The sequence below is a fragment of the Microbacterium jejuense genome, assembly GCF_039544225.1.
Lineage (GTDB): Bacteria > Actinomycetota > Actinomycetes > Actinomycetales > Microbacteriaceae > Microbacterium > Microbacterium jejuense.
In genome coordinates this window covers 172583-199267 of sequence record NZ_BAABLG010000004.1, presented here as the reverse complement: position 1 = coordinate 199267, position 26685 = coordinate 172583, and the positions used below count along the sequence as shown (strand labels likewise).

24 protein-coding genes are annotated in these 26685 nt (G+C 71.4%); 15 read left to right on the top strand and 9 right to left on the bottom strand.

Translation table 11 applies throughout. From position 1 onward, the window contains the following. Positions 1–15: 15 nt before the first annotated feature. The 3 genes from ABEA46_RS08490 to ABEA46_RS08480 are packed head-to-tail and all read right to left on the bottom strand — an operon-like array spanning position 16 to position 2370. Positions 16–474 carry a MaoC family dehydratase gene (locus ABEA46_RS08490; protein WP_345543996.1) on the bottom strand — a complete coding sequence of 153 codons (459 nt, stop codon included), beginning with the start codon at positions 472–474 and terminating at the stop codon, positions 16–18. Further along, entirely contained in the window at positions 471–1220 is a 750-nt protein-coding gene (locus ABEA46_RS08485) for an SDR family oxidoreductase (protein WP_345543995.1), read from the bottom strand. Before ABEA46_RS08485 ends, ABEA46_RS08490 begins: the two co-directional genes overlap by 4 nt. A gap of 28 nt (positions 1221–1248) precedes the next feature. After that, on the bottom strand, positions 1249–2370 hold the full coding sequence (locus tag ABEA46_RS08480; protein WP_345543994.1) for an alcohol dehydrogenase catalytic domain-containing protein: 1122 nt from the start codon (positions 2368–2370) through the stop codon (positions 1249–1251). 182 nt (positions 2371–2552) lie between these two features. On the opposite strand from ABEA46_RS08480, the gene ABEA46_RS08475 reads away from it, so the two are divergent. After that, the gene (locus ABEA46_RS08475) at positions 2553–3710 is read left to right on the top strand and encodes a serine hydrolase domain-containing protein (RefSeq protein WP_345543993.1); all 1158 of its coding nucleotides are present in this window, start codon (positions 2553–2555) and stop codon (positions 3708–3710) included. A gap of 7 nt (positions 3711–3717) precedes the next feature. Here the strand turns inward: ABEA46_RS08475 and ABEA46_RS08470 are convergent, their stop codons facing one another. After that, on the bottom strand, positions 3718–4416 hold the full coding sequence (locus ABEA46_RS08470; RefSeq protein WP_345543992.1) for a TetR family transcriptional regulator: 699 nt from the start codon (positions 4414–4416) through the stop codon (positions 3718–3720). Between the two features lie 72 nt (positions 4417–4488). After that, positions 4489–5178 (bottom strand): alpha/beta fold hydrolase, encoded by a 690-nt coding sequence (locus ABEA46_RS08465; protein ID WP_345543990.1) that lies wholly within the window; start codon positions 5176–5178, stop codon positions 4489–4491. Positions 5179–5265: 87 nt separating this feature from the next. Here ABEA46_RS08465 and ABEA46_RS08460 point away from each other — a divergent pair, with 87 nt between their 5' ends. The 3 genes from ABEA46_RS08460 to sucD all read left to right on the top strand — a co-directional run bounded on the left by ABEA46_RS08460 (position 5266) and on the right by sucD (position 8283). After that, positions 5266–6096 (top strand): helix-turn-helix domain-containing protein, encoded by an 831-nt coding sequence (locus ABEA46_RS08460; RefSeq protein WP_345543989.1) that lies wholly within the window; start codon positions 5266–5268, stop codon positions 6094–6096. A gap of 87 nt (positions 6097–6183) precedes the next feature. Then, positions 6184–7347, top strand: coding sequence for an ADP-forming succinate--CoA ligase subunit beta (sucC, locus tag ABEA46_RS08455; protein ID WP_345543988.1), 1164 nt, complete (start codon positions 6184–6186; stop codon positions 7345–7347). 33 nt (positions 7348–7380) lie between these two features. Then, positions 7381–8283, top strand: coding sequence for a succinate--CoA ligase subunit alpha (gene sucD, locus ABEA46_RS08450; protein WP_345543987.1), 903 nt, complete (start codon positions 7381–7383; stop codon positions 8281–8283). A gap of 61 nt (positions 8284–8344) precedes the next feature. On the opposite strand, the gene ABEA46_RS08445 is transcribed toward sucD, so the two are convergent. Continuing rightward, positions 8345–8566 carry a tautomerase family protein gene (locus tag ABEA46_RS08445; protein WP_345543986.1) on the bottom strand — a complete coding sequence of 74 codons (222 nt, stop codon included), beginning with the start codon at positions 8564–8566 and terminating at the stop codon, positions 8345–8347. Positions 8567–8834: 268 nt separating this feature from the next. Here ABEA46_RS08445 and ABEA46_RS08440 point away from each other — a divergent pair, with 268 nt between their 5' ends. The 4 genes from ABEA46_RS08440 to ABEA46_RS08425 are packed head-to-tail and all read left to right on the top strand — an operon-like array spanning position 8835 to position 10679. Then, positions 8835–9332 (top strand): hypothetical protein, encoded by a 498-nt coding sequence (locus ABEA46_RS08440; RefSeq protein ID WP_345543985.1) that lies wholly within the window; start codon positions 8835–8837, stop codon positions 9330–9332. Between the two features lie 5 nt (positions 9333–9337). After that, the gene (locus ABEA46_RS08435) at positions 9338–9508 is read left to right on the top strand and encodes a hypothetical protein (protein WP_345543984.1); all 171 of its coding nucleotides are present in this window, start codon (positions 9338–9340) and stop codon (positions 9506–9508) included. Then, the gene (locus tag ABEA46_RS08430) at positions 9499–9939 is read left to right on the top strand and encodes a nitroreductase family deazaflavin-dependent oxidoreductase (protein WP_345543983.1); all 441 of its coding nucleotides are present in this window, start codon (positions 9499–9501) and stop codon (positions 9937–9939) included. Before ABEA46_RS08435 ends, ABEA46_RS08430 begins: the two co-directional genes overlap by 10 nt. Next, positions 9936–10679 carry a formylglycine-generating enzyme family protein gene (locus ABEA46_RS08425; protein ID WP_345543982.1) on the top strand — a complete coding sequence of 248 codons (744 nt, stop codon included), beginning with the start codon at positions 9936–9938 and terminating at the stop codon, positions 10677–10679. Before ABEA46_RS08430 ends, ABEA46_RS08425 begins: the two co-directional genes overlap by 4 nt. Positions 10680–10765: 86 nt before the next feature. Here the strand turns inward: ABEA46_RS08425 and ABEA46_RS08420 are convergent, their stop codons facing one another. Continuing rightward, positions 10766–12250, bottom strand: coding sequence for an NCS2 family permease (locus ABEA46_RS08420; protein ID WP_345543981.1), 1485 nt, complete (start codon positions 12248–12250; stop codon positions 10766–10768). Positions 12251–12378: 128 nt separating this feature from the next. Here ABEA46_RS08420 and ABEA46_RS08415 point away from each other — a divergent pair, with 128 nt between their 5' ends. From ABEA46_RS08415 to ABEA46_RS08385, 7 genes are all read left to right on the top strand, one after another. After that, positions 12379–14022, top strand: coding sequence for a cell division protein PerM (locus ABEA46_RS08415; protein WP_345543980.1), 1644 nt, complete (start codon positions 12379–12381; stop codon positions 14020–14022). Between the two features lie 148 nt (positions 14023–14170). Next, complete coding sequence (gene purN, locus ABEA46_RS08410; protein ID WP_345543979.1) at positions 14171–14773, top strand: phosphoribosylglycinamide formyltransferase; 603 nt, start codon at positions 14171–14173, stop codon at positions 14771–14773. A 24-nt stretch (positions 14774–14797) separates the two neighbouring features. Beyond that, the gene (gene purH / locus ABEA46_RS08405) at positions 14798–16402 is read left to right on the top strand and encodes a bifunctional phosphoribosylaminoimidazolecarboxamide formyltransferase/IMP cyclohydrolase (protein ID WP_345543978.1); all 1605 of its coding nucleotides are present in this window, start codon (positions 14798–14800) and stop codon (positions 16400–16402) included. A 132-nt stretch (positions 16403–16534) separates the two neighbouring features. Further along, positions 16535–18088, top strand: coding sequence for a DNA-3-methyladenine glycosylase 2 family protein (locus ABEA46_RS08400; protein ID WP_345543977.1), 1554 nt, complete (start codon positions 16535–16537; stop codon positions 18086–18088). After that, complete coding sequence (locus ABEA46_RS08395; RefSeq protein WP_345543976.1) at positions 18085–18594, top strand: methylated-DNA--[protein]-cysteine S-methyltransferase; 510 nt, start codon at positions 18085–18087, stop codon at positions 18592–18594. The genes ABEA46_RS08400 and ABEA46_RS08395 overlap by 4 nt, the downstream gene beginning before the upstream one ends. 397 nt (positions 18595–18991) lie before the next feature. Next, positions 18992–20875 carry an ABC transporter ATP-binding protein gene (locus ABEA46_RS08390; protein ID WP_345543975.1) on the top strand — a complete coding sequence of 628 codons (1884 nt, stop codon included), beginning with the start codon at positions 18992–18994 and terminating at the stop codon, positions 20873–20875. After that, on the top strand, positions 20872–22683 hold the full coding sequence (locus tag ABEA46_RS08385) for an ABC transporter ATP-binding protein (RefSeq protein ID WP_345543974.1): 1812 nt from the start codon (positions 20872–20874) through the stop codon (positions 22681–22683). Before ABEA46_RS08390 ends, ABEA46_RS08385 begins: the two co-directional genes overlap by 4 nt. 138 nt (positions 22684–22821) lie before the next feature. On the opposite strand, the gene ABEA46_RS08380 is transcribed toward ABEA46_RS08385, so the two are convergent. Then, positions 22822–23730: an N-acetylglucosamine kinase gene (locus ABEA46_RS08380; protein ID WP_345543973.1), complete on the bottom strand. Its 909-nt coding sequence runs from the start codon at positions 23728–23730 to the stop codon at positions 22822–22824. 45 nt (positions 23731–23775) lie between these two features. Then, positions 23776–26682, bottom strand: a complete 2907-nt coding sequence (locus ABEA46_RS08375; RefSeq protein ID WP_345543971.1) for a glycosyl hydrolase — start codon at positions 26680–26682, stop codon at positions 23776–23778. Between the last annotated feature and the right edge of the window lie 3 nt (positions 26683–26685).

Genomic DNA, 26685 nt, shown 5'->3' with positions numbered 1-26685 from the left:
GCCGGCATCCACTGTTCAGCCTTCGGGGACGAAGAGCGCCACCGCGTCGGCCACCAGCGCGGGGCGGGGCGAGCCCTCGAGCTCGACCGTCGTGCGCAGACCCGCACGCCAGCCCTGCGGCGTCGACTCGGCCGACGACACCTCGGTCACGGCGCGCACCCGGGAATCCACGGTCACCGGCTGCAGGAAGCGCACACGGTCCAGGCCGTAGTTGACGACCATCGCCGTGCCGTCGACGGCGAGCAGTCCCTCGGTCAGCCGCGGCAGCAGCGAGAGCGTGAGATAGCCATGGGCGATCGTGGCGCCGAACGGACCGGCGGCGGCGCGCTCGGCGTCGAGGTGGATCCACTGCCAGTCCTCGGTCGCGTCAGCGAACGCTGCGATGCGCTCCTGGTCGATCGTGAACCACTCGCCGGTCGCGACAGCGCCGACGGCGTCGGGCAGCGCGGCGGGGGAGGTGACCGCGATGCTCATGCGCGCGGCCCGCCCGCGACGTACAGCACCTGGCCCGACACGAAGCCGGCCTCGTCGGAGCAGAAGAACGAGGCTGCCGCGGCGATGTCTTCGGGCTGCCCGGCGCGCTGCACCGGGATCTCGGCGGCCGCGTGCGCGATGAAGTCGTCGAACGGGACGCCGACGCGCGCGGCCGTCGCCCGGGTCATGTCGGTCACGATGAACCCCGGCGCGATCGCGTTGGCGGTGACGCCGAACCGGCCGAGTTCGATCGCGAGCGTCTTGGTGAAGCCCTGCATGCCGGCCTTGGCGGCGGCGTAGTTCGCCTGCCCACGGTTGCCGAGCGCCGACGTGCTGGACAGATTGACGATCCTGCCCCACCCCGCGGCGACCTGGTGCTCCTGCACGGCGCGCGACATCAGGAATGCGCCGCGCAGGTGGACGCCCAGCACGGCGTCCCAGTCGTCCTCGGTCATCTTGAACAGCAGGTTGTCGCGCAGGATGCCCGCGTTGTTGACGAGGATCGTCGGCGCGCCGAGCTCGTCGGCGACCCGGGCCACGGCGCGCTCGACCGACGCCGCGTCAGCGACGTCAGCGCCGACGGCGATGGCCTGGCCGCCGGCATCCACGATCGCGGTGACAGTGTCTGCGCAGGCGGCGTCGTCCAGATCGAGCACGGCGACGGCGTGACCGTCGGCGGCGAGGCGGCGGGCGGTGGCGGCGCCGATGCCGCGGGCCGCGCCGGTGACGATGGCGGTTCTGGTCATGGGGGGATTCCTCTCGGTGGGCGGTGGGTCAGAACGTGATGAGCTGGCGCAGCTCGCCGCCCGCGGCGAGCCGGTCCATGGCGACGTCGATGTCGTCGAGGCCGATGTGCGAGGACACCAGCCGCTCCAGCGGCAGGCGTCCGGCGCGCCACAGGTCGACGTAACGCGGGATGTCGCGGTCCGGCACGGCCGAGCCGAGGTAGCTCCCGACGATCGTGCGCGCCTGTGCGGTCAGCACGAGAGGCGACACGGCGGCGCGCGCGTCGGGCGCAGGCAGGCCGACCGTCACGGTCGTGCCGCCCGGGGCGGTGAGCTCCAGTGCGGTCTCGAACGCGCGCACCGTTCCGGCCGCCTCGACGACGAGGGGTGCGCGGATGCCGCGGTCCACGGCGTCGGCGGGGGTGAGCGCCTCGGCCGCGCCGCACGTGCGGGCGAAGGCGAGCTTGGCCGGCACCGGGTCGACGCCGACGACCTCGTGCCCGAGCGCGAGGGCGACGAGAAGGGCCGCCATGCCCACCCCGCCCAGCCCCACGACGACGACCCGGTCGCCCGGCGCCGGGCGACCGGCGTTGATCACGGCGCCCCCGCCGGTCAGCACGGCGCAACCGAGCAGTGCAGCGATCTCGGGCGGGACGTCCGCATCGACGCGCACGACCGACGCCTGGTTCACGACCGCGTGCGTCGCGAACGCCGAGACGCCGAGGTGATGGTGCACGTCGTGCGTCATGCCGCCGGCATCCGGCGCGCTCCGATGCAGGCGGATGCCTCCGCCCAGCAGCGTGCCCGCGTTGTTCGCGGCCGAGCCGGGTGCGCAGGGCAGCCGGCCTGCGGTGCGGCATCCATCGCAGTGCCCGCAGCGCGGGAGGAACGTCATGACGACGCGGTCGCCCGGTGCGAGGCCGTCGACGCCGTCGCCGGCCTGCTCCACGATGCCGGCAGCTTCGTGGCCGAGCAGCATCGGCACAGGGCGCACGCGGTTGCCGTCCACGACGCTGAGGTCGGAGTGGCACACGCCGGCCGCCTCGATGCGCACGAGCAGCTCATCGCGCCCGGGCGGGTCCAGCACGAGCTCACCGACGGTGAAGGGGTGCGACGCCGCGAACGGCGGCTGCGCGCCCGAGACTTCGAGCACGGCTCCGGTGATCCTCATCCGACCTCCTCGTCGTGATGCGCCCGCCCTGGGCGGAGATCCATCCTTTCGCGCCTTCCGCGATCGGGTCGATGGCGCGAGATGATGACAAGCATACCGACCACGCGGTATGTTCAGCGCAGCGAGTCATGATCACCGCGGACGGCGGCACTGTGCCTCGCCCGAGCGTCGAAGGAGACGGGATGTCGATCGAGGTCGCAGACACGACGATGGTGCAGGGCGAGGCGGACGGCCGCTTCGCCGGGCTCACGGAGGCGTTCCGCGCCAACCTCGCGAGCGGGGAGGAGCTGGGCGGCTCGCTGTGCGTGCTCGTCGACGGGCGGCCCGTGGCAGACGTGTGGGGCGGCTGGAGCGACGCCGAGCGCAGCGTGCGGTGGCAGCGCGACACGCTCACGAACGTGTGGTCGCTGTCCAAGACGGTGTCGTCGCTCGCACTGCTGCTGCTCATCGAGCGGGGCGAGGTCGACCCCGACGAACCGGTCGCGGCGTACTGGCCCGAGTTCGCGGCCGCGGGCAAGCAGGACGTGCTGGTGCGGCACGTGATGACCCACTCGTCCGGCGTATCGGGATGGGATCAGCCCGTCACCGCCGACGACATCCTCGAGGTGGATGCCGCGACCGACCGGCTCGCTGCACAGGCGCCGTGGTGGCCGGCGGGCGCCGCCTCGGGCTATCACCTGCTCGACTACGGGCATCTGGTGCACGGCATCGTCCGCGCGGTGACCGGGCGCAGTCTCGGCGCCTTCGTCGCCGACGAGCTCGCCGGCCCGCTCGGCGCCGACTTCTGGCTGGGGCTTCCGGCCTCCGAAGACGGGCGCGTGTCACCGGTCGTCCCGCCGCCCCCGGCACAGCTGGACCTGTCGGCACTCCCGCCGGACTCGCCTGCGGTGCGCACGTTCACGGGACCTGTGCTCGGCGCCGAGATCACCTGGACGCGCGCCTGGCGCGCCGCCGGCGTAGGCGGCGCGGGCGGCCAGGGAAACGCCCGCTCGGTAGCGCGACTGAACGCGCTGCTGGCAGGCCGTGGCGCCGTGGACGGGCATCGGATGCTGTCGCCCGAGACCGTCGAGCGCGTCTTCACCACGCCGGTCGAGGGCACCGATCTCGTGCTCGGGCTGCCGCTGCGCTGGGGCCTGGGGTGGGGGCTGCGACACGAGCTCTCGACGTCGTACATCCCCGAGGGCCGCATCGCCTTCTGGGGCGGCTGGGGCGGATCGCTGGTCACCGCCGACCTCGATCGCGGAGTCACGTTCGCCTACGTCATGAACCGCATGTCGGACGGCATCCTGGCCTCGGAGCGAGGGCGCACCTACCTGCGGGCCGTGTACGAGGCGCTCTGAGCGGGTCTCAGGAGTCGAGCTGCTCGCGCAGCAGGCGCGTGAGCTCGGCGGTGGGGGTCGAGCGCGGGAACACCGCGATCACGACGTCGTCGCCGCTCGGTGCGGAGTCGTCGCCCGGCAGTACGCCGAACCGGCGGCGGGCGTCGTCGAGCGCCGCACGCAGCACCGAGACCGGCACCTTCTTGGCGCTGCGGATGAGGCGGCGCAGCACGTGGTTGTGGACGGCGGTCACGAGCGCCGCGAACCCCACAGCGTCGAGCGGGTCGAGCCCGGGAAGGGACGCCCGCAGGTACTCGTCGAACAGGCGCTCGTACCGGAACACCGTGACGATCTCGCGGTCGCGCAGCGCCGGCACCTGGCGCACCACCCGGTACCGGCGGCGGGCGAGCTCGGGATCGGCCGCGAAGTGCGCGTAGACGAGGACGGATGCCTCGCACACGGCCGCCCACGGGTCGCGGTGCTGCTGAGCCAGGAAGTCGCGCAGCATGTCGAGCAGCTCTTCGTGGTCGGTGAACACCACGTCGTCCTTGCCGCCGAACTGCCGGAAGAACGTGGAGCGCGACACTCCCGCGGCCTGCGCGATCTGCTCGACAGAGGTCTGATCGAAGCCCTGCTCGGCGAACAGCTCGAGGGCCGCGGCCACCACGGCGGCGCGCGAAGCGGCCTGGGCGGCGGAAAGGCCCTGGGCGGCGGCGGTGTCGGACATCTTGAAGAGAGCCTAGTGCCGGGGTAGCGCCGATGCAGTGTGCGATCGCCCCCGCGGAGGCGGTCCGGCCGGTCACCGGCGGGCGCCCCGCTCCAGGAGCTCCGCGACGCCCCTCGGGTCGTCGCGCATCGCGTTGTGCGCGGTCGGGAGCTCGTGGACATTCCAGCCCGGATCTGCCCGGAGCCTCGCGCGGAGGCTGGTGAAGGGGGTCTCGTCCTCCCATCCCGAGCAGTAGACGAAGTCGCGGCGCGAGACCCGGTCGACCGCGCCCGTGAGCCTGATCGACTGCACGAGCGAGGCGAGAGGGTGCGGCCGGCGGCGCGGGTCGCCCCCGTGCGGCGCGCGGAACGGCGGTCGGACGCTGTAGCCGGTCGGGGCGGCACCGTGCACGAACGACTGCCGATAGGCCTCGGTGGTCAGCGACCAGCACGATTCGCCGTCACGCGGTACGTAGGCGTCCAGATGGACGAGCCGCGAGATGCGGCCGCCCGCGCGGTCGGCTGCGGCGGCGATCACCATGCCGCCGTAGCTGTGGCCGACCAGTGTCACGTCGCCGGCCTGGGCGCGGTCGAGCAGCCGCAGGACGTCGTCCGCATGGGTGTCGAGGTTCGCACGCGCGACTGTCGCCTCGTCATCATCGGGCCCCAGTCCCGTCAGCGTCACGGCGTGCGCGGTGTGACCCGCCGCTTCGAGCAGCGGGACGACGTGTTCGAAGGCCCAAGAGCCATGCCACGCTCCGGGCACGAGGACGAATGTCGTCATAGCGGGTCTCCTTCTTGATCCGGGATGGTCTGCCGCTCCAGATCACCACCGGCCCGGGCTGGCGTGCCACCGATAAAATGACATTCGATGCCTGTTCGCCGCCAAGCCCGCTCCTCACACCTCGTCGCCTCGACGGTGTGGCCCTCTGGGGGACGCCACCTGTGGTCGTCGGGCGGCTCCAGCTCGGTGCAGTCTCACGACCGCGGACACCTCGTGTACGCCGCCACCGGCGTCCTGACTGTCCGCACGGCGGCCGGCACGTCGGTCGTCCCGGCGAGCCGGGTCGCGTGGACGCCCGCGGGCAGCACGCACCAGCACCACGCGCACGGCGACACCGACATGCGGATCGTCTTCCTTCCGCCGTCCGTGGCGGTCCGCCTGCCCGATCGACCGGCGGTCTTCCTCACCACCGGTCTTGCCCGCGAGGTCGTCCTCGCGCTGACGGATCCGCAGCATCACGATGGCGCGGCGAACGGGTATCGGCCGGCTGCTCGCCGCCGCCTCGCCCGGATCCTCGTGGATGAGCTCAGCGAGGCGCAGGAACAGCCCCTGTATCTGCCCGATCCCCGAGATGATCGTCTGCAGGCCCTGGCGCGGCTGCTGGCCGAGGAGCCGGGGAGCAACGCGTCGATGGCAGAGCTCGGAGTCAGGATCGGCGCCAGCTCCCGAACGCTCAGCCGACTGCTGCGCAGCGAGCTCGGGATGTCCTTCTACGAGTGGCGCACCCAGCTGCGGGTCTATCGTGCGCTGCTGCTCCTCGCCGACGGCAACGACGTCACCCAGACCGCCCACGCGTGCGGGTGGACCAACCCCAGCGGCTTCATCACGGCCTTCGCGACCGTGATCGGGAGCACCCCGGGGCGCTACCGGGCCCTGGGCGGCGCGTCGCTGCCGTCAGAACCGGACAGCAAGCGGTAGTAGGCTGGGGGACTGGTCGATATCTCGACGTCGAGACGCTTTTCCGCGTCATCCCCACCCCATTCGCCACCTGCGAAGGAAACAACTGTGGATCTGTACGAGTACCAGGCACGAGACCTTTTCGAGAAGTACGAGGTGCCGGTGCTCGCCGGCATCGTCGCGGACACGCCGGAGGAGGTGCGGGCCGCAGCCGAGAAGATCGGCGGTGTCGTCGTCGTCAAGGCGCAGGTCAAGACCGGCGGCCGCGGCAAGGCCGGCGGCGTGAAGGTCGCCAAGACGCCCGATGAGGCCTACGAGGCCGCGAAGGCGATCCTCGGCCTCGACATCAAGGGTCACGTCGTCAAGCGCGTGATGGTCGCCCAGGGCGCCCGCATCGACAAGGAGTACTACTTCTCGGTGCTGCTGGACCGGGCCAACCGCTCCTACCTCTCGCTCGCGTCGGTCGAGGGCGGCATGGAGATCGAGGAGCTCGCCGTCGAGCGTCCCGAGGCGCTCGCGCGCATCGCCGTCGACCCGCTGCAGGGCATCGACAAGCAGAAGGCCGTCGAGATCGCGCAGGCAGCCGGCTTCGGCGAGGACCTGGTCGACAAGGTGAGCGACGTCTTCGTCAAGCTCTTCAACGTCTACAAGGGCGAGGACGCCACGCTCGTCGAGGTGAACCCGCTCGTGCTGACCGAGGAAGGCGACATCATCGCCCTCGACGGCAAGGTCTCGCTCGACGAGAACGCCGACTTCCGCCACCCGGGCCACGAGCTGCTCGAAGACAAGGCCGCTGCCGACCCGCTCGAGGCCAAGGCCAAGGCGAACGACCTCAACTACGTCAAGCTCGACGGCGAGGTCGGTGTCATCGGCAACGGTGCGGGCCTGGTCATGTCGACGCTCGACGTCGTCGCGTACGCGGGTGAGAACCACGGCGGCGTGAAGCCCGCCAACTTCCTCGACATCGGCGGCGGCGCCTCGGCCGAGGTCATGGCCGCCGGCCTGGACGTCATCCTGGGCGACCCGCAGGTCAAGAGCGTGTTCGTCAACGTGTTCGGCGGCATCACCGCGTGCGACGCGGTCGCCAAGGGCATCGTCGGCGCGCTGGCCGAGCTCGGCTCGACGGCCACCAAGCCGCTCGTCGTGCGCCTCGACGGCAACAAGGTCGAAGAGGGCCGTGCGATCCTCCGCGACGCGAACCACCCGCTCGTGACCCTGGCCGAGACGATGGACGAGGGCGCCGACAAGGCCGCCGAGCTCGCCAACGCCTGACCCCTCAGCATCCGGAACTAGGAAAGAACAGACATGTCGATCTTCCTCAACAAGGACTCCAAGGTCATCGTCCAGGGCATCACCGGCGGCGAGGGCACCAAGCACACCGCGCTCATGCTCAAGGCCGGCACGCAGGTCGTCGGCGGCGTGAACGCCCGCAAGGCCGGCACCACGGTGCTGCACCACGACGCCGACGGCAACCCCGTCGAGCTGCCCGTCTTCGCGTCGGTCGAAGAGGCCATCGCCGCCACCGGCGCCGACGTCTCGATCGCGTTCGTACCCCCGGCGTTCACGAAGGACGCCATGGTCGAGGCCATCGACGCCGAGATCCCGCTCCTCGTCGTGATCACCGAGGGCGTGCCCGTCGGCGACACTGCCGAGGCCTGGGCCTACGCGCAGTCGAAGGGGAACAAGACCCGCATCATCGGCCCGAACTGCCCCGGCATCATCACGCCCGGCGAGTCGCTGGTCGGCATCACGCCCGCCAACATCACCGGCAAGGGCCCGATCGGCCTCGTGTCGAAGTCGGGCACCCTGACCTACCAGATGATGTACGAGCTGCGCGAGATCGGCTTCTCGACGGCCATCGGCATCGGCGGCGACCCGATCATCGGCACCACGCACATCGACGCGCTCGCCGCGTTCGAGGCCGACCCCGAGACCAAGGCGATCGTCATGATCGGCGAGATCGGCGGCGACGCCGAGGAGCGCGCGGCCGACTTCATCAAGGCGAACGTGACCAAGCCGGTCGTCGGCTACGTCGCGGGCTTCACCGCTCCCGAGGGCAAGACCATGGGCCACGCCGGCGCCATCGTCTCGGGCTCCGCGGGCACCGCGCAGGCGAAGAAGGAGGCCCTCGAGGCCGCCGGCGTCAGGGTCGGCAAGACGCCGTCCGAGACCGCTGCGCTCATGCGCGAGATCATCGCGGGCCTGTAAGGACCGAACAAGAGGGGCGGATGCCGCGGCTCGGAGCCGCGGCATCCGCCCCTCTTCTCATTCAGGCGTGGAAGCGCGAGACCTGACCGGCGCGGTCGGCGTCCTCGCTGGCCAGCACGCCGCCGTTCGCGACGAAGTCGGCGGCGACCTCTTCGAACATGATCCGGACGTCCTGCCGGCGGGCGCCGAGCGCCTCGACGGCGGCATCCGTGACAAGTTCGGCGAAGCGGCGGCGCTGATCGACGGTCCGCCCGGGCAGGAGTTCGACTCTCATGTTCGGCATACCTCGACGATAGGGGAGCGATCGAGCCGGGAGGACGAGCCGGGCATTCGGACGATGCGGATCGCGCTGACGTCGCGCCGCCGAGATGGGGCATTTGCCCGATGCGGGGTCATCGACAGACGCGGTTCACTCCAAGGAGTGGGGATCGCGAGCCGGAGTCCCGGCTCGTCAGACCTGCGGGAAGTGTCACAAAGCAACCACGAAGAAAGGGACGACCATGCCTGCGCACTCGAATTCGAATCTGACCAAACACATCCAGAACAGTTCTGTGCTCCTCGCCAAGATGGAGGCGCTGACCGCACAGCTGCAGGCGGCTGTCGAGGCCAGCTTTGAGCGGACTATGGGCGTTCCCGTGCCGAACGCCGTGGATGCCGACGTGCGACAGATCGAGTACTCGATGGTCTACTCGACCGATCCGATCATCGCGGACTACATGTCAGGCGCGAAGACCCTCCTCGACGGGGTCTTCGGGTCGAGCGCGCCGGATGTCGCTGACGCGGCTCTGGACACCGTGCAGACCTTGCTGAGCAATGTCATCGGCTCCGCATCGATCCAGACCGGTGGGAACAGCCAGTCGATCAGGATCCGACCGAGTCAGTCCCACGGCGCGGTCATCAGCGCGGCGTTCACGCAGGTCGAGGAATGCTCGGCCAAGGACTGGGACACCCAGACCAACTTCTACGTCGCCTACTACGTGTTCGTGGTGTGGGAACCGTCTGCACAGGACCTCGCCGTCATCGAGAAGTCCGAGCCGGCCCTGGCCTGACGGCTGTGGGCGGGCACTCGGACCCGGTCGTCGCCGGGCGGATCGCCGACGACGATGCGCTGCACGCAGAGCTGAACCGGATCGTCGGCGAACTCGACGTGCAGCTGGCATCGGACTTCGGCTCCTGCCGGCCCGCGACCGGTCGGCGCAGCCCTACGCTGGATCAATGCCGCTGACCGGAGAATACAAGCCGTCCACGTCCGAATGGGCCCGCAAGCAGGCCGAGGAGTTCGAAGCGACCGGCGGAGCGACTGCCAACACCCTCCGAGGCGTGCCGATCATCGTGCTCACCACCGTCGGAGCCAAGAGCGGCGCGCTGCGCAAGACCGCGCTCATGCGCGTCGAGCATGACGGACGGTACGCCGTCGTCGCCTCGAAGGGCGGCTCGCACGACGAGCCCAAGTGGGCGGAGAACATGCGTCGCCGGTCGCACGTCGAACTTCAGGACGGCGACCTCAAGCGCGACTACGACGCCCGCGAGTTGTCGGGCGACGAGAGGGCAGCGTGGTGGGAGCGTGCGACGGCCGTGTGGCCGGACTACGCGAACTACCAGACCAAGACCGACCGCCTGATCGCGGTGTTCGTGCTCGAGCCGCGCGACACGTGACCGATCTCGAGCTCGCCCGCATCGCGGGCGGGACGGTGACGCTGCACGACGCGCGGCGCAAGGTGCGCTGGGACGTCGACCTCGAGCCGTTCCAGCTCGGGGTGTACGCCGTCACTCAGGAGCAGCTGGCCGAGCTGCTGGGCGAGACCGCCCGGCATCCGCGGCGCCCTGCCGTCGACGTGAGCTGGCTGCGGGCGGTGCGCTTCTGCAATGCGGCCTCCGAGTGGGAGGGCCTGGACCCTGCCTACACGTTCGACGGCGAGGACGTCACCTGGCACGTCGACGCCGACGGCTACCGGCTGCCCACCGAGGCGGAGTGGGAGCACGCGTGCCGCGCCGGCTCGACCGGCCCGCACTACGGTCCGCTGGCCGAGGTCGCGTGGACGAGCGCCGACGGCCTCACCGCACCCGCCGAGGTCGGCGGCAGGCTCCCCAACCTCAACGGCCTGTTCGACACCCTCGGCAACGTGTGGGAGTGGTGCTGGGACCTGCTGGACCCCGCCCGCTACGCCGACTACCGCGTGTTCCGCGGCGGCGGCTTCGCCGACGACGCCTGGAGCGTCCGCGCCTCGACGCGCCGTGGCGGCGCTCCGCGCATGCACCACGACGACGTCGGCTTCCGGGTCGCCCGAGGCGGCTTCGAGGGCGAGGGCGCCGCACAGGGCTGGTCCGCCCGGGTCGATGCCGAGCGCGCCGACCCCGACGGCCCGCTGCCGCTCGGCTGGACGCCGCTGCGCTGACCGCCGCCTGCTCCGGACCCTGCAGAAAGAGAAGTGGATGCCGGCGGCCTCGGCCGCCGGCATCCACTCGGTCCTTCTCGCTCCGCTCAGCCGGCCAGGAGCTGCTCGATCGGTCCGCGGGCGAAGTAGATCGCGAAGCCTGCGGCCACGACCCACAGCAGCGGGCTGATGCCGCGCGCCTTGCCCGACAGCGATCGGATGACGACCCAGGCCACGAAGCCTGCGCCGATGCCGTTCGCGATCGAGTACGTCAGCGGCATCACGACGACCGTCAGGAACACCGGCAGCAGGATGGAGAAGTCGCCCAGGTCGAGATCGCGGATCTGCGCCATCATCATGGCGCCGACGATCACCAGCGCGGCGGCCGCCACCTCGCTCGGCACGATCTGCGCGAGGGGCGTGAGGAACATCGCGAGCAGGAACAGCAGACCGGTGACGATGTTCGCGAATCCGGTGCGCGCGCCCTCGCCGATGCCCGAGCCCGATTCGATGAACACGGTGTTCGACGAGCCCGACGTGAGGCCACCGGCGATCGCGCCGACGCCCTCGACCACGAGCGCGCTCTTCAGACGCGGGAAGTTGCCCTTCGCGTCGGCGAGGCCGGCCTCCTTGGAGAGGCCCGTCATGGTGCCCATGGCGTCGAAGAAGTTCGTGAACACGAGCGTGAAGACGAGCATGATGACCGTGAGGAAGCCGACCTTGCTGAAGTCGAAGCTGACGTCGCCCACGAGGCTCAGGTCGGGGAGTGCGAACAGGCTGCCGCCCAGCGTGGGCACCGACAGGCCCCAGCCGCCGGGGTTGTCGACGGCCGAGCCCAGGTGCCAGATCGCCTCGATGACGACCGCGAGGACCGTGCCCGACACGAGGCCGATGAGCAGCGCGCCCTTGACCTTGCGCGCGACGAGGATCGCCGTCAGCAGCAGCGTCACGACGAAGACGAGGGTGGGGATGGTGGCGATGGACCCGGCGATGCCGAGGCCGACGGGCGGCGAGTTCTGGCCCGTCGCGGTGACGAAGCCGGCATCCACGAATCCGATGAAGGCGATGAACAGGCCGATGCCGACCGTGATCGCGATCTTCAGCTCATAGGGGACGGCGTCGAAGATCAGCCGTCGCAGGCCGGTCGCCGCCAGCAGCACGATGATGACACCGTTGATGACCACCATGCCCATCGCCTCGGGCCACGTGACCTGTCCGACGACGCTGAACGCGAGGAACGAGTTGATGCCCAGGCCCGCAGCGAACGCGAAGGGCAGGCGCGCGACGAGTCCGAACAGGATCGTCATGACGCCTGCGGTCAGGGCGGTGACGGCGGCGACGGCGGGGAACGCGAGGTTGTTGCCCGCGACGTCGGTGCCGGCCGAGAGGATGATCGGGTTGAGCACCACGATGTAGGCCATCGTGATGAAGGTGACGACACCTCCGCGCACCTCGGTGCCGATGGTCGAGCCGCGCTTGGTGATCTCGAAGAAGCGGTCGAAGCCGTTCTTCGGCTCCGGCGTCGCGGAATCCGGTGCGGGGGTGGGATCGGTGGCGATGACGCCGTCGGGCGCGGGCGAGTCTGTGCTCATGTGTGGGGACCTCCGACCAGAAACGTTAGTCGCTCACAGCCCAACCTGGGGATTCGCTGAACGGATGCCTCGGCCCTCCGCGCGGGCGACCCCGGGCCGATGGCCGCTCGAAGTAGGGTCGACTGCGCATGCATCGCCTCATCGTCGCCCTCCTCTCCGCTGTCGACGCCGCCATCGCGGCGGCCGTCGGCCTTGCGGCGACCCTGGCGCCGCTCACGCTGCTGTGGGTGTTCGGATTCGGCGGGGGAGCGGATTGGGGCGTGCTGTGGCACGCCGGGGTGTCGGTCTGGCAGCTGGGCAACCTCGTGCCGCTGCACATCACGCTGCCGCCCGAGTATCTGGCCGCGACGGGCATCGACGCATCTGCGGCATCCTTCGTCCTCTCGCTCGCGCCGCTCGCGTTCGCGACCTTCACCGCGATCTTCGCCGCGCGCTCGGGCGCCCGCGCATCGCACGCCGACGCGTGGATCGTCGGGGTGGTGACCTCGACCGCCGTGTTCGGCGCGCTCACCACGGTCGCCGCGTTCACCGGTGCGAACGAGGTCGCCGGCGTGGCCCGCTGGCAGGCGATCCTGTTCCCCACGCTCGTGTTCGCCCTCCCCGCGGTCCTCGCGGCGCTCGTGACGGAATGGCGCGAGGCGGGCTCGGGCGCGGTCGCCCGCGTGCGCGACCGCGTCGAGGCGCAGCCTCACGGCTGGAGCGAGGCCCCCGCGCTGATCGCCCGCGGCGGGGCCGTGACGGTGACCGGACTCGTCGGCGCCGGCGCACTCGTGCTCGGGGTCTCGCTGTTCGCCCGGGCCGGGCAGATCGTCGCGCTCTTCCAGGCGTCCAGCGTCGACCCCGCCGGATCGGTGGTCATCACGCTCGGTCAGCTGGCCTACCTCCCCACGCTCGTGGTGTGGGCGCTCGCCTTCGTGGCGGGGCCCGGATTCGCTGTCGGCACCGGCACGGCCGTGTCGCCCGCGGGCACGCAGGTGGGCGTGCTGCCGGGCATCCCGGCGCTCGGCGTCGTGCCCGAGAGCACGACGACGTGGCTGCTGCTGCTCGCCCTGATCCCGGTCGGCATCGGCGCGCTGGCCGGGTGGATCGCCCGCTCGCGCCTGGTGGGCCCGGCGGCGCCACGTGCGGGGGCCTCGGTCGCACCCCGCCCGCAACCCGCGTCGTCGCGGTTCGACGACGGCCGCACCGCCGCGCTGTCGGGCCTGCTCTCGGCCTCCGGCGACGAGGACCCCGACGCCGGTCCGGAGGACGTCGAACCGGATGCGGGGCGTCACGGTCACGACGGTGACGAGCCGATCGCCGCCCGACTCGTGATCGCCCTCGGCATCGCCGTCGTGAGCGCGGCCGCGGCAGCGCTCCTCTCGTTCGCCGCGTCGGGCTCGCTCGGCCCCGGACGCCTGTCGGAGTTCGGCCCCCAGCCCGGACCCGTCGCCCTCGCCGTCGGCATCGAGGTGCTGATCGGCGCCGCGATCCTGCTGCTCGCACCGGTCGGTCGCACCGGGGCGCAGGGGAGTGGCGGGCTGGCGGCATCCACCTCTCCGCAGCCGGCGGAGCGCGACGACGCGGACATCGAGGCCGACGCCGGCGCCGACGAGCCGCAGCGGATCCCCGACCTCGACGACACGGCCGACCTCGCGGCGATCGCCGCGGCGTGGAGCAGCCTGCGCGCCGTTCCCGGCCCCCCGGCGCCGACCCGTGGCGGCGACGCGGCACGGCGCGAGCCGCCGGGCGAGGCCACGACCGAGCCGATCGATCTGCCGCCTGCCCCCTGACGCGACCCGTATATGTACGCGGATCGGCGGGGATCGCGTACATGTACGACGAACGAACACCGGGGTGTGAAGGAACGGGCGGACGGCGGGCGGGGTCGGGCCGACACACTCCGCAGGCGCACCGGGCGGTTCCCAGTAGACTGACCAGGTGCTCACGGTCGCCGTCCTCATCTCGGGCACAGGGTCGAATCTGCGCGCTCTGCTCGACGCGGCGGCCGACCCCGAGTTCCCCGCCCGCATCGTCGTCGTCGGCGCCGACCGCGAGGCCGAAGGCTTCGCACACGCCGAGGAGTACGGCATCCCGACCTTCATGGTCCCGTTCGCGCGCTTCGACACCCGCGACGAGTGGGGCGCCGAACTCGGTGCGCAGCTCGCGGTGTGGCAGCCCGACCTCGTCGTGCTGAGCGGCCTCATGCGCCTGCTGCCGGCAGACCTCGTCGACGCGTGGTCGCCGCGCATCGTCAACACCCACCCGGCGTATCTGCCCGAGTTCCCCGGCGCCCACGGCGTGCGCGACGCGCTCGCCGCCGGAGTCGTGCAGACCGGCGCCAGCGTCATCATCGTCGACAACGGGGTCGACTCGGGGCCGATCCTCGCCCAGGAGCGCGTGCCCGTGCTCCCGGGCGACGACGAGCACGCCCTGCACGAGCGCATCAAGCCCGTCGAACGCCGCCTGCTGATCGACGTGGTCCGCCGCGTCGCGACGGGCGACCTCGACCTCGCGGCGACGTCCGCGAACGCCCAGCTCTGAACCCCACCCCGGAGGAGAACCGACATGGCCGGACCGAGCCACGACCCCGCCCTGTATCGTCCCCGTGATGTCGTCCCGGTCCGCCGGGCGCTCGTGTCGGTGAGCGACAAGACCGACCTGCTCGCGCTCGGCGAGGCGCTCGCCGGCGCCGGCGTCGAGATCGTGTCGACGGGCGGGTCGGCCTCGCTCCTGCGCGACGCGGGCTACGAGGTCACGGACGTGTCGGCGGTCACCGGGTTCCCCGAGTCGCTCGACGGGCGCGTCAAGACGCTGCACCCCGGCGTGCACGCGGGTCTGCTGGCAGACCTGCGTCTCGAAGACCACGAGCGTCAGCTCGCCGAGCTCGGCATCTCGCCGTTCGAGCTGGTCGTGGTGAACCTGTACCCCTTCGTCGAGACCGTCGCCTCGGGCGCGCAGGGCGACGACGTCGTCGAGCAGATCGACATCGGCGGCCCCGCCATGGTGCGCGCGTCGGCCAAGAACTTCGCCAACGTCGCGATCGTCGTCTCGCCGTCGTCGTACCCCGCGGTCATCGAGGCGGTCAAGAACGGCGGCACGAGCCTCGTGCAGCGTCGCGAGCTCGCGGCACGGGCCTTCGCGCACACGGCCGACTACGACCGCGCCGTGGCGACCTGGTTCTCGGAGGGCACCCTCACCGAGGAGGCTCTGCCCGCGCACCTCACGATCCGCGCCGAGCGCCTGGCCACGCTCCGCTACGGCGAGAACTCGCACCAGCGCGCCGCGATCTACACCCGCAACGGCGGCCACGGCATCGCCCAGGCCACGCAGCTGCAGGGCAAGGAGATGTCGTACAACAACTACGTCGACGCCGACGCCGCGCTGCGGGCCGCGTTCGACATGGTCAAGCCGGCCGTCGCGATCATCAAGCACGCGAACCCGTGCGGCATCGCGGTGACCGCCCCCAACGCGCTCGACCCGATCGCCAGTGCGCACCTGCGCGCCCACGAATGCGACCCGGTGTCGGCGTACGGCGGCGTCATCGCCGCGAACGGCACGGTCACCCTCAAGATGGCCGAGAACCTGAAGGACATCTTCACCGAGGTCATCGTCGCGCCGTCGTTCGAACCGGCCGCGCTGGAGGTCTTCAAGGCCAAGAAGAACCTGCGTCTGCTGCAGCTGCCCGAGGACTGGCAGCAGGAGCGCATGGACGTGCGCCTGGTGTCGGGCGGCCTGCTGCTGCAGGACGCCGACCGCTTCCCCGACGACATCGAGTCCGTCGCGAAGGACTGGCAGCTGGTCTCAGGCGAACAGCCGGCGCCCGAGCAGATGGAGAACTTCATCTTCGCGTGGAAGTCGTGCCGCGCCGTGAAGTCCAACGCGATCGTGCTGGCCAAGGGCTCGGCGACCGTCGGCATCGGCATGGGTCAGGTCAACCGCGTCGACTCGTGCCGCCTCGCGGTCGAGCGGGCCGGTGACCGCGCCGCGGGATCGGTCGCGGCATCCGATGCGTTCTTCCCGTTCGCCGACGGCCCGCAGGTGCTCATCGACGCCGGCATCACGGCGATCATCCAGCCCGGCGGATCCGTCCGCGACGACGAAGTCATCGCCGCCGCGAAGGCTGCGAACGTCACGATGTTCTTCACGGGCGAGCGTCACTTCTTCCACTGAGCGTGTCTCGACGGCCCCGGCGCGGATCCCCGCCCGGGGCCGTCGTGCGCTCTATGTGCTCCGGCCGCCGGCATCCACAGTCGTGTCCGATTTCCGCGAGCCGATGTCGGTGGAGCGTGTCAGGCTAGGGGCATGAGCCTGGCCATGACGTTCGACGAGAGGTACCGCGCGATCGATTCGCGCGACGCCCGCTTCGACGGGCAGTTCGTCACGGCGGTGCGTTCGACGGGCATCTACTGCCGCCCGAGCTGCCCCGCCCGCACGCCCAAGCCGTCGAACGTGACGTTCTATCCGACGAGCGCGGCGGCCCACGAGGCCGGCTACCGCGCCTGCAAGAGGTGCCTGCCCGAAGCCGCGCCCGGATCGCCGCAGTGGAACCTCCGCGGCGACACCGCCGGCCGCGCGATGCGGCTCATCGCCGACGGCGTCGTCGAGCGCGAGGGCGTACCCGGCCTCGCCGGCCGCCTCGGCTACTCGCCGCGTCATCTGACGCGCCTGCTCACCGCCGAGCTCGGCGCCGGGCCGCTGGCCCTCAGCCGTGCACACCGCGCGCAGACCGCCCGCATGCTGCTCGTCGGCACCGATCTCTCCGCCGCCGATGTCGCCTTCTCGTCCGGCTTCGCGAGCGTCCGCCAGTTCAACGACACGATCCGTGAAGTGTTCGGGATGCCGCCCACCGAGCTGCGTGCGCGGCGCCCGGTCTCGCGCCACCTCGACGCCCTGGCCCCGGGCGTGACGATCGATCTCGCGTTGCCGCACCGCGGTCCGCTCGACGCCGACGGGCTGTTCGCCTGGATGGCCGCCCGCGCGGTCGCCGGGGCCGAGGTCGCCACGGCGGCGACGTTCGCCCGCACGCTGCGCCTGGCCCACGGCCCGGTGTGGTTCGAGTTGCGGGTCGACGAGCTCGGGCGTGTGCGGCTGCGCGCCGCGCTGTCCAACCTCGCCGACCTGTCGAGCCTCGTCACGCGCGCGCGGCGGCTGTTCGACCTCGACGCCGACCCTGTCGCCGTGGACGAGTCGCTCTCGCGGCACGCCGAGCTCGCACCGCTCGTCGCGGCGCTGCCCGGCATCCGCGTGCCGGGGGCGGCCGATCCGCACGAGATGCTCATCCGCGCGATGGTGGGACAGCAGATCACCGTCGTCGCCGCGCGCACCGCGCTGACGGCGCTGACGGCCGCGCTCGGCGAGAAGGTGCCGGCGTTCGCGGGCATGGCCCTCGACGGCGGCGAGGCCCCGCTGCTGTTCCCGAGCATGGCGGCCATCGCCGAGCACGGTCACGAGGTGCTGCGCGGTCCCGCCGCTCGCATCCGGGCGATCACCGGCGCGGCCGCCGCGCTCGCCGACGGCGCACTGACCCTCACCGCGGGCGACGACGCGGCCGACCAGCGGGCGGCGCTGCTGGCCATGCCCGGCATCGGCCCGTGGACGGCGGACTACGTGCGCATGCGCGTGCTCGCCGACCCCGACGTGTTCCTTCCCGGCGACGTCGCCGTCCGGGCGGGCGCTGCCGCGGCCGGACTCCCGCCCGAGCCGCGCGCGCTCACCGACTGGGCCGCGCGCACCGCCCCCTGGCGCAGCTACCTGACCGCACACCTGTGGCGTGCGGTCCCGCCGAAGCCGGCGCCGGTGCGCCGGGCGGCGGCATCCCGGATCCCCCTTCTCGACACCACCGGAGGCCTCTCATGAGCACCGCGACCATTCAGACCATCGACACGCCCGACGGGGCCTTCACGATCCTGTCCGACGAGCGCGGGCACGTGCTCGCGTCGGGCTGGACCGCCGACCGCGACGCGATCCTGGTGCGCCTCGCGGCCGGCGCGCGTCCGACCGAGGTGCGCGAGGGAGAGACGGATGCCGCATCCGCCGTCGCCGCGTACTACGAAGGCGACCTCGCCGCCATCGACGCAGTGCCTGTCGCGCAGCACGGCACGGTCATGCAGCTGGCCGGCTGGGCGGCGCTGCGCACGATCGAGCCCGGTCGCCCGCTGACCTACAGCGAGTTCGCGACTCTGCTCGGGTCGCCCAGCGCCGTCCGGGCCGCGGCATCCATCTGCGCCCGCAATGCGCCCGCGCTGTTCGTCCCGTGCCACCGCGTGCTGCGCACCGACGGCTCGCTCGGCGGCTTCGCGTGGGGACTGCCCGTCAAGCAGCGGCTGCTCGACCGCGAGGCGGGGGTGCCGGCGCTCGTGTGAAGCGACGAGAGAGGCTGGGGCGCAGAGACTTTCCGGGGGTGCGGAAAGCGCTTGTTGCGCTCAGCCTTTTCTCAGGTATACCCTGGAGGGCTGGCGTGTCGTTTCGGCGGCACCCAGCCCTTATCCCACGATCCGAGGAGGAAGCCATGTCTCAGGCCATCGTCACCACGAAGCCGATTGTCTTCCTCCCTGCCATCGCCGGGACGACGCGCGTCGACTACGCCGGGTAGAACCCCGAGCCGACCTCCGCAGATCCGCCGCCTCCGCGGCATAGGATCGCCCGTCCTCGCGTTCTGGCCCTCCAGGACGACGCATCAGCGCCCCCACCGACGTGTTCTCGGCGCGCCCATCCCGCGGCATCCGTTCGCAACTCCGCTCCACCCACCCCACAAGGATCATGACCCCGTCTTCCGCTGAGAGACTGTCCACCCCGCGGGCGCTCGCCCGCCTCTACCCGTTCGTCAAACCCGCACTGCCGCGGATGGTCGGCGGGTTCTTCACCGCGCTCGGCGCCGCGGTGATGACCCTCATCATCCCGCTCGTGCTGCAGGCCGTCGTCGACGGCCCGATCCAGTCCGGCGACCTCACGCTGATCGTGTGGGCCTCGCTCGGCGTGCTCGTGCTGGGCGTGCTCGAAGCGCTGTTCATCTTCCTGCGCCGCGCGTTCGTGCTCACCCCCGGCACCGCTGTCGAGTACGAGATCCGCCAGCAGTTCTACCGGCGCCTGCAGCGACTGCCCGTCGCTTTCCACGACAAGTGGCAGTCGGGGCAGCTGCTCAGCCGCATGATGCAGGACATCAACCTGATCCGCCGCTGGCTGATCTTCGGCCTGATCCTGCTCGTCGTCAACGTGCTGACGATCATCGTCGGCTCGGCCCTGCTGTTCCGCTGGCACTGGGCGCTGGGCACCACGTTCCTCGTCGTGTCGATCCCGCTGTGGTTCTTCGGCTACCGGTTCGAGCGCAACTACGGCGTGCTCGCGCGGCAGAGCCAGGACCAGGCCGGCGACCTCGCGACCTCGGTCGAAGAGAGCGTGCACGGCATCCGCGTGCTCAAGGCCTTCGGCCGCGGCAAGCACGCGCTGCAGAAGTTCCAGCGACAGGTCGAGACGCTGCGCGGCACCGAGCTGCGCAAGGCCCGCGAGGTCGGCGTGCTGTGGTTCTGGCTCGAAGTGATCCCGATGATCGCCTTCGCGCTGTGCCTGCTGCTGGGCATCTGGCTCACCAGCGACAACCAGCTGACCGTCGGCGAGCTGTTCGCGTTCTTCGCGATGGCCACGGCGATGCGCTGGCCGCTGGAGTCGCTCGGGTTCCTGTTCTCGTTCCTCGTCGACGCCCGCACCGCGACCGACCGCGTGTTCGAGGTGCTCGACGAGGAGAACACGATCGTCGACCCGGCCGAGCCGAAGACGATCGCGGACCCCGCGGGCGAGCTCGCGTTCCGGGGCGTGCACTTCCGGTACCAGGATGCCGCCGCCACCGAGCGCGACCTGCTCGACGGCGTGGACCTCGTGCTGCGCCCCGGCGAGACGATGGCCCTCGTTGGCCTGACCGGCTCGGGCAAGACGACGCTCACCACCCTGCCGGGGCGTCTGTACGACGTCACCGGCGGTGCGGTCGAGCTCGACGGCGTCGACGTGCGCGACCTCGGGCTCGAAGAGCTGCGGACCCACATCTCCATGGCGTTCGAGGACGCGACGCTGTTCTCTGCCTCGGTGCGCGAGAACGTGCTGCTCGGCCGTGACGACCTCGATCCGAAGAGCCCCGCGGCGCAGGCCGTGCTCGACGAGGCGCTGCAGATCGCCCAGGCGCAGTTCGCGTACGAGCTGCCCGACGGCGTCGACACCACGGTCGGCGAAGAGGGGCTGTCGCTCTCGGGCGGTCAGCGTCAGCGTCTGGCGCTCGCCCGGGCGGTGGCTGCCAAGCCCGCCGTGCTCGTGCTCGACGACCCGCTGTCGGCGCTCGACGTCGACACCGAGGCGCTCGTCGAGGCGGCGCTGCGCCGGGTGCTGGCCACCACGACCGCGCTCATCGTCGCGCACCGCCCGTCGACGGTGGCTCTGGCCGACCGCGTGGCGGTGCTGGAGTCCGGTCGCATCACCGCGGTGGGCACGCACTCCGACCTGCTGCGCGAGAGCGAGCACTACCGTCACGTGATCTCGAGCCTCGAGGCGGCCGCCGCCGAGGAGGACGCCGAGCGCGCCGAGGCCGAGGCAGAGTACGACAAGCAGACCGATGCGCGAGAACGCATCACGACCGAAGAAGTGGAGGTGAACCTGTGAGCACGGTCACCGGAACCCAGGGCGAGGATCGCCACGACTACACCAAGGCCGAGAGCCGGGCGATCCGCCAGCGCTCGCTGCGCCTGCTGCTCTCGCTGCTGAAGCCGAAGCGCCCGCTCGTGGTGCTCACCGCCGTGGTGATCATCGCGTCGACGGCCCTGCGGGTCCTCGGCCCTGCCCTGATCGGGTACGGCATCAACGTCGCACTGCCGTACGCGGTGAACGAGGCGGATTGGATGCCGGCGATCGGCGTCACCGCCGTCTACATCGTGTCGGGCGTCCTGGGCGCGGCCCTCATCGGCTGGTTCGTCGTGCTGTCGGCGAAGCTCACCCAGGCGGTGCTGATGGACCTGCGGCTGCGGATCTTCCGCCACACGCAGCGCCTCAGCCTCGAGTTCCACGAGACGTACACCTCGGGCCGCATCATCTCGCGCCAGACGAGTGACCTGGAGTCGATCCGCGAACTGATGGACGGCGGCCTCAACCAGCTCGTGCAGGGTGCGCTGTTCGGCGTCTTCACGCTGGTGATGCTGCTGCTCACCGACCCGCAGAGCGCGCTGGTCATCCTGCTGATGGTCATCCCGCTGTCGTTCCTGATGCGCTGGTTCTACATCCAGTCGCAGAAGGGCTTCCGCGAGTCGCGCGTGGTCAGCGCGCGCCTGATCGTCCAGTTCGTCGAGACCATGACGGGCATCCGCGCGGTCAAGGCGTTCCGCAAAGAGAAGCGCAACGACGTCGAGTTCGGCGAGGTGTCGGCGGACTACCGCCGGGTCAACCTGCGGCTGGTCAAGCTGTACGGCATCTTCGACCCGGGCCTGATCCTCCTCGCCAACATCACGATGTCGATCGTGCTGCTGTGGGGCGCGTTCCGGGTGGTCGACGGCACGCTGCTGGTCGGGACGCTGCTGTCGGCGGTGCTGTACGTGCGCAACTTCTTCAGCCCGCTGGAGGAGGTCGCGATGTTCCTCAACTCGTACCAGTCGGCCACGGCCGCGCTCGAGAAGGTGTCGGGCGTGCTGGAAGAGGAGCCCACGGTTCCCGATCCGCAGCAGCCGGTCGACCTGTGGGAGGCGAAGGGGCACCTGAACTTCGACGGCGTCGAGTTCGGGTACGGCAACGGCAAGGTGATCCTGCCGGACTTCTCGCTCGACATCCCGGCAGGGCAGACGATCGCGCTGGTCGGCACGACGGGTGCCGGCAAGTCGACCCTCGCCAAGCTGGTGTCGCGGTTCTACGACCCCACCAAGGGCGGGGTGACCCTCGACGGCGTCGACCTGCGTTCGCTGCATCCGAAGGACCTGCGCCGCGCGATCGTCATGGTCACGCAGGAGGCCTACCTGTTCAGCGGCACGGTCGCCGACAACATCGCGCTGGGCAAGCCCGACGCGACGATGGAAGAGATCCAGGCCGCGGCGCGCGCGGTGGGGGCGGACGCCTTCATCGAGGAGCTCCCGGACGGCTACGACACCGACGTGAACAAGCGCGGCGGCCGCGTGTCGGCGGGTCAGCGCCAGCTGATCTCGTTCGCACGCGCGTTCCTGGCGAACCCGGCGGTGCTGATCCTCGACGAGGCCACCGCTTCGCTCGACATGCCGTCCGAGCGGCAGATCCAGGACGCCCTGCAGACGCTGCTCGCCGACCGCACCGCGATCATCATCGCCCACCGCCTGTCGACGGTGGCGATCGCCGACCGCGTGCTGGTGATGGAGCACGGCCGCATCATCGAGGACGACGCTCCTGCCGCCCTGATCGGCGGCACGGGCAAGTTCGCGCAGCTGCACGCCGCATGGCGCGAGTCGCTCGTGTAACCCACTCCGACCGCGGATGCCCCGGCCCACCTGTCCACACAGGGCCGGGGCATCCTCTTCGGATCGCGCAGGATGGGCGCCCGGGCGAGGAGGGGACCGGGTCGGTCGAGCCTTCGGCCGGGGGCCCAGTCGCGCGGGTCAGGCGCTGGCGCGCCAGACGGCAGGGGCGAGAGGATGCCGGGGGCCGAGGTCGGCGAGGGCGACGGCGCCGTCGATGCCGTGGCCGCGGGGCTCGACGAGCGCGACGTCGAAGTCGCTCGCGGCGATGTGCGACGCGAAGGCCTCGTGCAGCTGCGGGGAGCGGAAGACACCGCCGATCGCGCACACCGAGAAGTGCTCCGACGCGTCGGAGCGCACGCGCCGCAGCGCCGTCTCGACGCTGTGGGCGAGTTCGCCACCGGCCAGCACCGTGATGTGCTGCGACACGGCGTCGCCCTCCGCGGCCAGCCGCGCGACGTGCTCGGCGAACGACGCCACGACACGCACGCGGTCGTGGTCGGCCTGCAGGTCGATGTACGCCTGGGTGAGGTCGGGCCAGCGCTCCTCGGCGACCTGGCGCAGCGCGGTGGCCGGGCCGCGTCCGTCGAACTCGCGCATGACGGCGTCGAGGGCCTCCCGGCCGATCCAGTAGCCGCTGCCCGCGTCGCCCATGAGGTACCCCCAGCCGTCGATGCGCGCGACCTGCGTCGCACCGACGGCCAGGGTGACCACTCCCGTCCCGGCTGCGACCACCGCGCCGTGCACGTCACCGAGAGCCCCGAGGAACGAAGTCGTCGAATCGTGCGCGAGGATGACCTCGCGCACGCGCGGCTCGTCGATCCGGGAGAGGAGGCCGGCGGCATCCGCTTCTCTCGTCGTGAGGCCCGAGACGCCGGCGGTCACCACCGACGTCTCGGCGCCGGAGCGTTCGATCGCGGCGCGAGTGACGGCGGCCAACTGCGGCAGCAGCTCCTCGTGCGTGTCGATGCCGGGGAACACGAGGTCCTGCCCGCCCGCGCGCACCTTGATCCCGGTCTGCCCGGCATCGATCGCCAGAACTGTGCTCATTCGGCTGTCGCCCTTTCTTCCCCGGAGCCTCGTGCCGTGCCGGTGCTAGCGCACCGAGACGGCGTCGAGCTCGTGGTGTCCTTCGTTGAGATAGACGTTGATCCCGCGCACGTCGCCGAGCAGCGCCTGGCAGTCGGCACTCAGCGTCGTGAGGTCGATCACCACCGCATCGGCGCCCGTGTGCGCCCCCGAGACCCAGCCGGCCTGCGCGGTCTCGCACCAGGTCCAGTCCGGCCCGAGCTGCAGCGCGGCCTTCGTGTCGAAGCCGGTGGTCGACGACACATCCAGCAGCAGCTGGGTGCGCCCCGACAGGTCGAGCCCACCCGAGCGGCTGACCCAGTCGCCCCCGGCTCCCGGGTCCACCACCAGTCTGCCGCCGGTCGCGGAGGCCGTGCCCCCATTGGTCTCCCATGAGGCGATGTTCCACCCGTCGGCGCCCGACGTGAAGTCCGAGATCACGACGGGCGCCGTGTCGACGCGCACGGCGTCCGTCGCGAAGAGCGACCGGGCGAGCTCCGCACGGTCGACCCGCGGCGCCGCACCGAAGCGTGTGGCGGATGCGGCGGCCATGACGCCCGCGTCGACGGCCCACGAGACGGCGGCGGTGGCGGCATCCGGAACATCCCGGAACGCGTGGGCCGCACCGGGCTCCGGCGAACCCGCCAGCTGCCACAGGGCGACGGCCAGGTCGAGCCGCGACGTGCCGGCGGGCGCGGCGGCCGCGGCGTCGTACGCGGCGAACACCGCACGCAGCTCGTCGGCCGACACCGCGCGGGTGGGGTGGAACCGCCCGTTCTTGTCGCCCAGGTCGTACACGCCGTGCAGCCACTCGATCGCGGCGTAGTCGGCGGCCTCACGCGGCACGTCGGCGTACGTCGTCGGCGGCGGGGTGCCGGGGACGGCGCGCAGCTCGTCGAGCGAGACGGAACCGGATGCCGCACCCCCGTCGACGGCGTTGACGTAGATGTTGAACGCGGTGACCTCGGCCAGCGTCTCCGGTGTCAGGCGCCGATCGGCGTGCGCGGTGTCCCACGGGGCCGGACGCCAGTCCGCGAACGGGATCGTCGCGAGGTACGGGTCGTCGCCCGCGAGCGACGGATAGGCCTCGAACGAGACGCCGTCGGCCACGAGCTGCAGCACGAGCTTGTTGTTCGACGCGTCGGGGTCGACCCACAGCTGGAAGTCCCAGAAGTCCGACCAGTCCGCCGCGACCTGCTTGCCCACGCCGGTGTAGCTCTGCGTCGCGAACGAGTAGTCGAACCGCAGCGCCTGGGTGCCGCCGCCGACCGCCGCGCCGTCCGCGGCGCGGGCGAGGCCGATCGCATTGGCGCCGATCTGCGTGTACTCGGTGCGCAGCGCCGTGTCGTCGCCGTAGCCCTCGAAGTCGTCGACGGTGCCGGGCGCCAGCTGCGGGCGCTCGCCGGTCACGACCGTCGAGGTGCGGGTGGCGACCTCGGTTCCGCCTGCGACGACGTGCAGGGTCAGCGTGTGCGTCGAGTTGTCGAGCAGCTCGGCGGGCACCGACCAGGTTCCCGTCCACCACAGGCCGCCCGCCGCGGGCGCGGTCAGCTCGACCTCTGCCACGGCGTCGTCGACCGTGACGTACACGCGGTCGGCGTCGTAGCCGCGCACCGAGGCGCGCAGCGTGGTCGGGCTGGTCGCGACGCGGGCGCCGTCGGCGGGGCTCGCCAGGTGGGCGGTCGGGGCCGCCGCGGCGGCATCCGTCGATACGTCGTACACATCGGGCAGATCCGACGCGAACAGCGTGCGGGCATCGTCGTAGTACTGCAGGAAGTCGGGCAGCATCTCGCCGCTGGTCGGCGTGTACGGGGTCGTCGACTCGCCGAAGTTGGCCCACGTCAGCATGTAGGCGGAGCGGGATGCCTCGGGGTCGGCCATGATCGCGTTCAGCACATCGGTGTACCACGACGTGTTCTGGTTCTGGCCGTCGGGCTGCACGCCGCCCGAGATGCCGAACTCGGTGAACGCGCTGATCTTGCCGCGCTCGTCGGCGAGCTCGGCGATCATGCCGAGGTCGGTGACGAGCCCGGTGAGGAACGCGGGCGACGCGGCGGCGTCGTAGGTGTCGTAGCCGAGCAGGTCGACGAAGTCGTCGCCGGGGTAGGTCCGCAGGTAGAGCTCGGCGTCGCCGCCGAACCCGCCGCCGGGCGAGAACGCGTAGAGCAGGTTGTGCACGCCCTTGACGTCGCGCAGGTACTCGACGGTGTAGCGGTACAGCTCGGCGTACTCGCCGGGGGTGCCGAATGCGGCGCCCCACCAGAACCAGGAGCCGGCGTTCTCGTGCCAGGGCCGGAAGACGATCGGGATCGGGGTGCCGTCGGCGTCGACCGCGTTCGTCGCCGCCAGTGCGACGAGGTCGAGGTAGGCGGTGAGGTCGGCGTTCTTCGCGCCGCCCGGCAGCACCGCGCGCAGGGTGTCGCCGGACGTGTCGTAGAAGTCGCCCCCGGTGACGAAGTTCTCGATGTGGGCGCTCAGCGTCGAGATGCCGCCGAGGTCGTGCGCCTCGCGGATGGACTGCGCGAGGGTGAGGGCGTTCTGCTCGCGCGGAGCGTCGGCGATGCCGGGGCGTTCCCGGCCCTCGATGATGAGCCCGTCGAACCCGAACACGGCGGGGTAGTCGCCGGTCGCGGCCTTGACGTCGCTGGAGACGCCGTCGCGCACCGCGAAGCTCTCGCCGTAGTCGGTGGTGTGCTGGTGGCCGAACAGCATGCTCGTGCCGCGCACATCGCGCAGGTAGGCGAACAGGCTGCGGGTCTCGGGGGTCGCGGCGTCGTCGACGAGGTCTACCGAGGCCGTGGCGGCGGGGCTCGCCGGCGCGGGCGCGGCGGCGCTCGCGGCAGGAGCGAGCCCGCCGAGCACGAGCGCCGTGGCGGCGGTGGCTGCGGCGGCGGTGGTGATGGCAGTGCGTACAGACAACAGGGGGCGGTTCATCGT

Excerpts from the sequence above, each read along its gene's own strand:
- ABEA46_RS08395 (WP_345543976.1), top strand. The coding sequence starts at position 18,085 with ATGAGCACCGCGACCATTCAGACCATCGACACGCCCGACGGGGCCTTC.
- ABEA46_RS08465 (WP_345543990.1), bottom strand. The coding sequence starts at position 5,178 with ATGACGACATTCGTCCTCGTGCCCGGAGCGTGGCATGGCTCTTGGGCC.
- purH (WP_345543978.1), top strand. The coding sequence starts at position 14,798 with ATGGCCGGACCGAGCCACGACCCCGCCCTGTATCGTCCCCGTGATGTC.
- ABEA46_RS08375 (WP_345543971.1), bottom strand. The coding sequence starts at position 26,682 with ATGAACCGCCCCCTGTTGTCTGTACGCACTGCCATCACCACCGCCGCC.
- sucD (WP_345543987.1), top strand. The coding sequence starts at position 7,381 with ATGTCGATCTTCCTCAACAAGGACTCCAAGGTCATCGTCCAGGGCATC.
- ABEA46_RS08380 (WP_345543973.1), bottom strand. The coding sequence starts at position 23,730 with ATGAGCACAGTTCTGGCGATCGATGCCGGGCAGACCGGGATCAAGGTG.
- ABEA46_RS08490 (WP_345543996.1), bottom strand. The coding sequence starts at position 474 with ATGAGCATCGCGGTCACCTCCCCCGCCGCGCTGCCCGACGCCGTCGGC.
- ABEA46_RS08445 (WP_345543986.1), bottom strand. The coding sequence starts at position 8,566 with ATGCCGAACATGAGAGTCGAACTCCTGCCCGGGCGGACCGTCGATCAG.
- ABEA46_RS08400 (WP_345543977.1), top strand. The coding sequence starts at position 16,535 with ATGAGCCTGGCCATGACGTTCGACGAGAGGTACCGCGCGATCGATTCG.
- ABEA46_RS08475 (WP_345543993.1), top strand. The coding sequence starts at position 2,553 with ATGTCGATCGAGGTCGCAGACACGACGATGGTGCAGGGCGAGGCGGAC.
- ABEA46_RS08470 (WP_345543992.1), bottom strand. The coding sequence starts at position 4,416 with ATGTCCGACACCGCCGCCGCCCAGGGCCTTTCCGCCGCCCAGGCCGCT.
- ABEA46_RS08390 (WP_345543975.1), top strand. The coding sequence starts at position 18,992 with ATGACCCCGTCTTCCGCTGAGAGACTGTCCACCCCGCGGGCGCTCGCC.
- ABEA46_RS08415 (WP_345543980.1), top strand. The coding sequence starts at position 12,379 with ATGCATCGCCTCATCGTCGCCCTCCTCTCCGCTGTCGACGCCGCCATC.
- ABEA46_RS08420 (WP_345543981.1), bottom strand. The coding sequence starts at position 12,250 with ATGAGCACAGACTCGCCCGCGCCCGACGGCGTCATCGCCACCGATCCC.
- ABEA46_RS08460 (WP_345543989.1), top strand. The coding sequence starts at position 5,266 with ATGCCTGTTCGCCGCCAAGCCCGCTCCTCACACCTCGTCGCCTCGACG.
- ABEA46_RS08485 (WP_345543995.1), bottom strand. The coding sequence starts at position 1,220 with ATGACCAGAACCGCCATCGTCACCGGCGCGGCCCGCGGCATCGGCGCC.
- ABEA46_RS08430 (WP_345543983.1), top strand. The coding sequence starts at position 9,499 with ATGCCGCTGACCGGAGAATACAAGCCGTCCACGTCCGAATGGGCCCGC.
- ABEA46_RS08480 (WP_345543994.1), bottom strand. The coding sequence starts at position 2,370 with ATGAGGATCACCGGAGCCGTGCTCGAAGTCTCGGGCGCGCAGCCGCCG.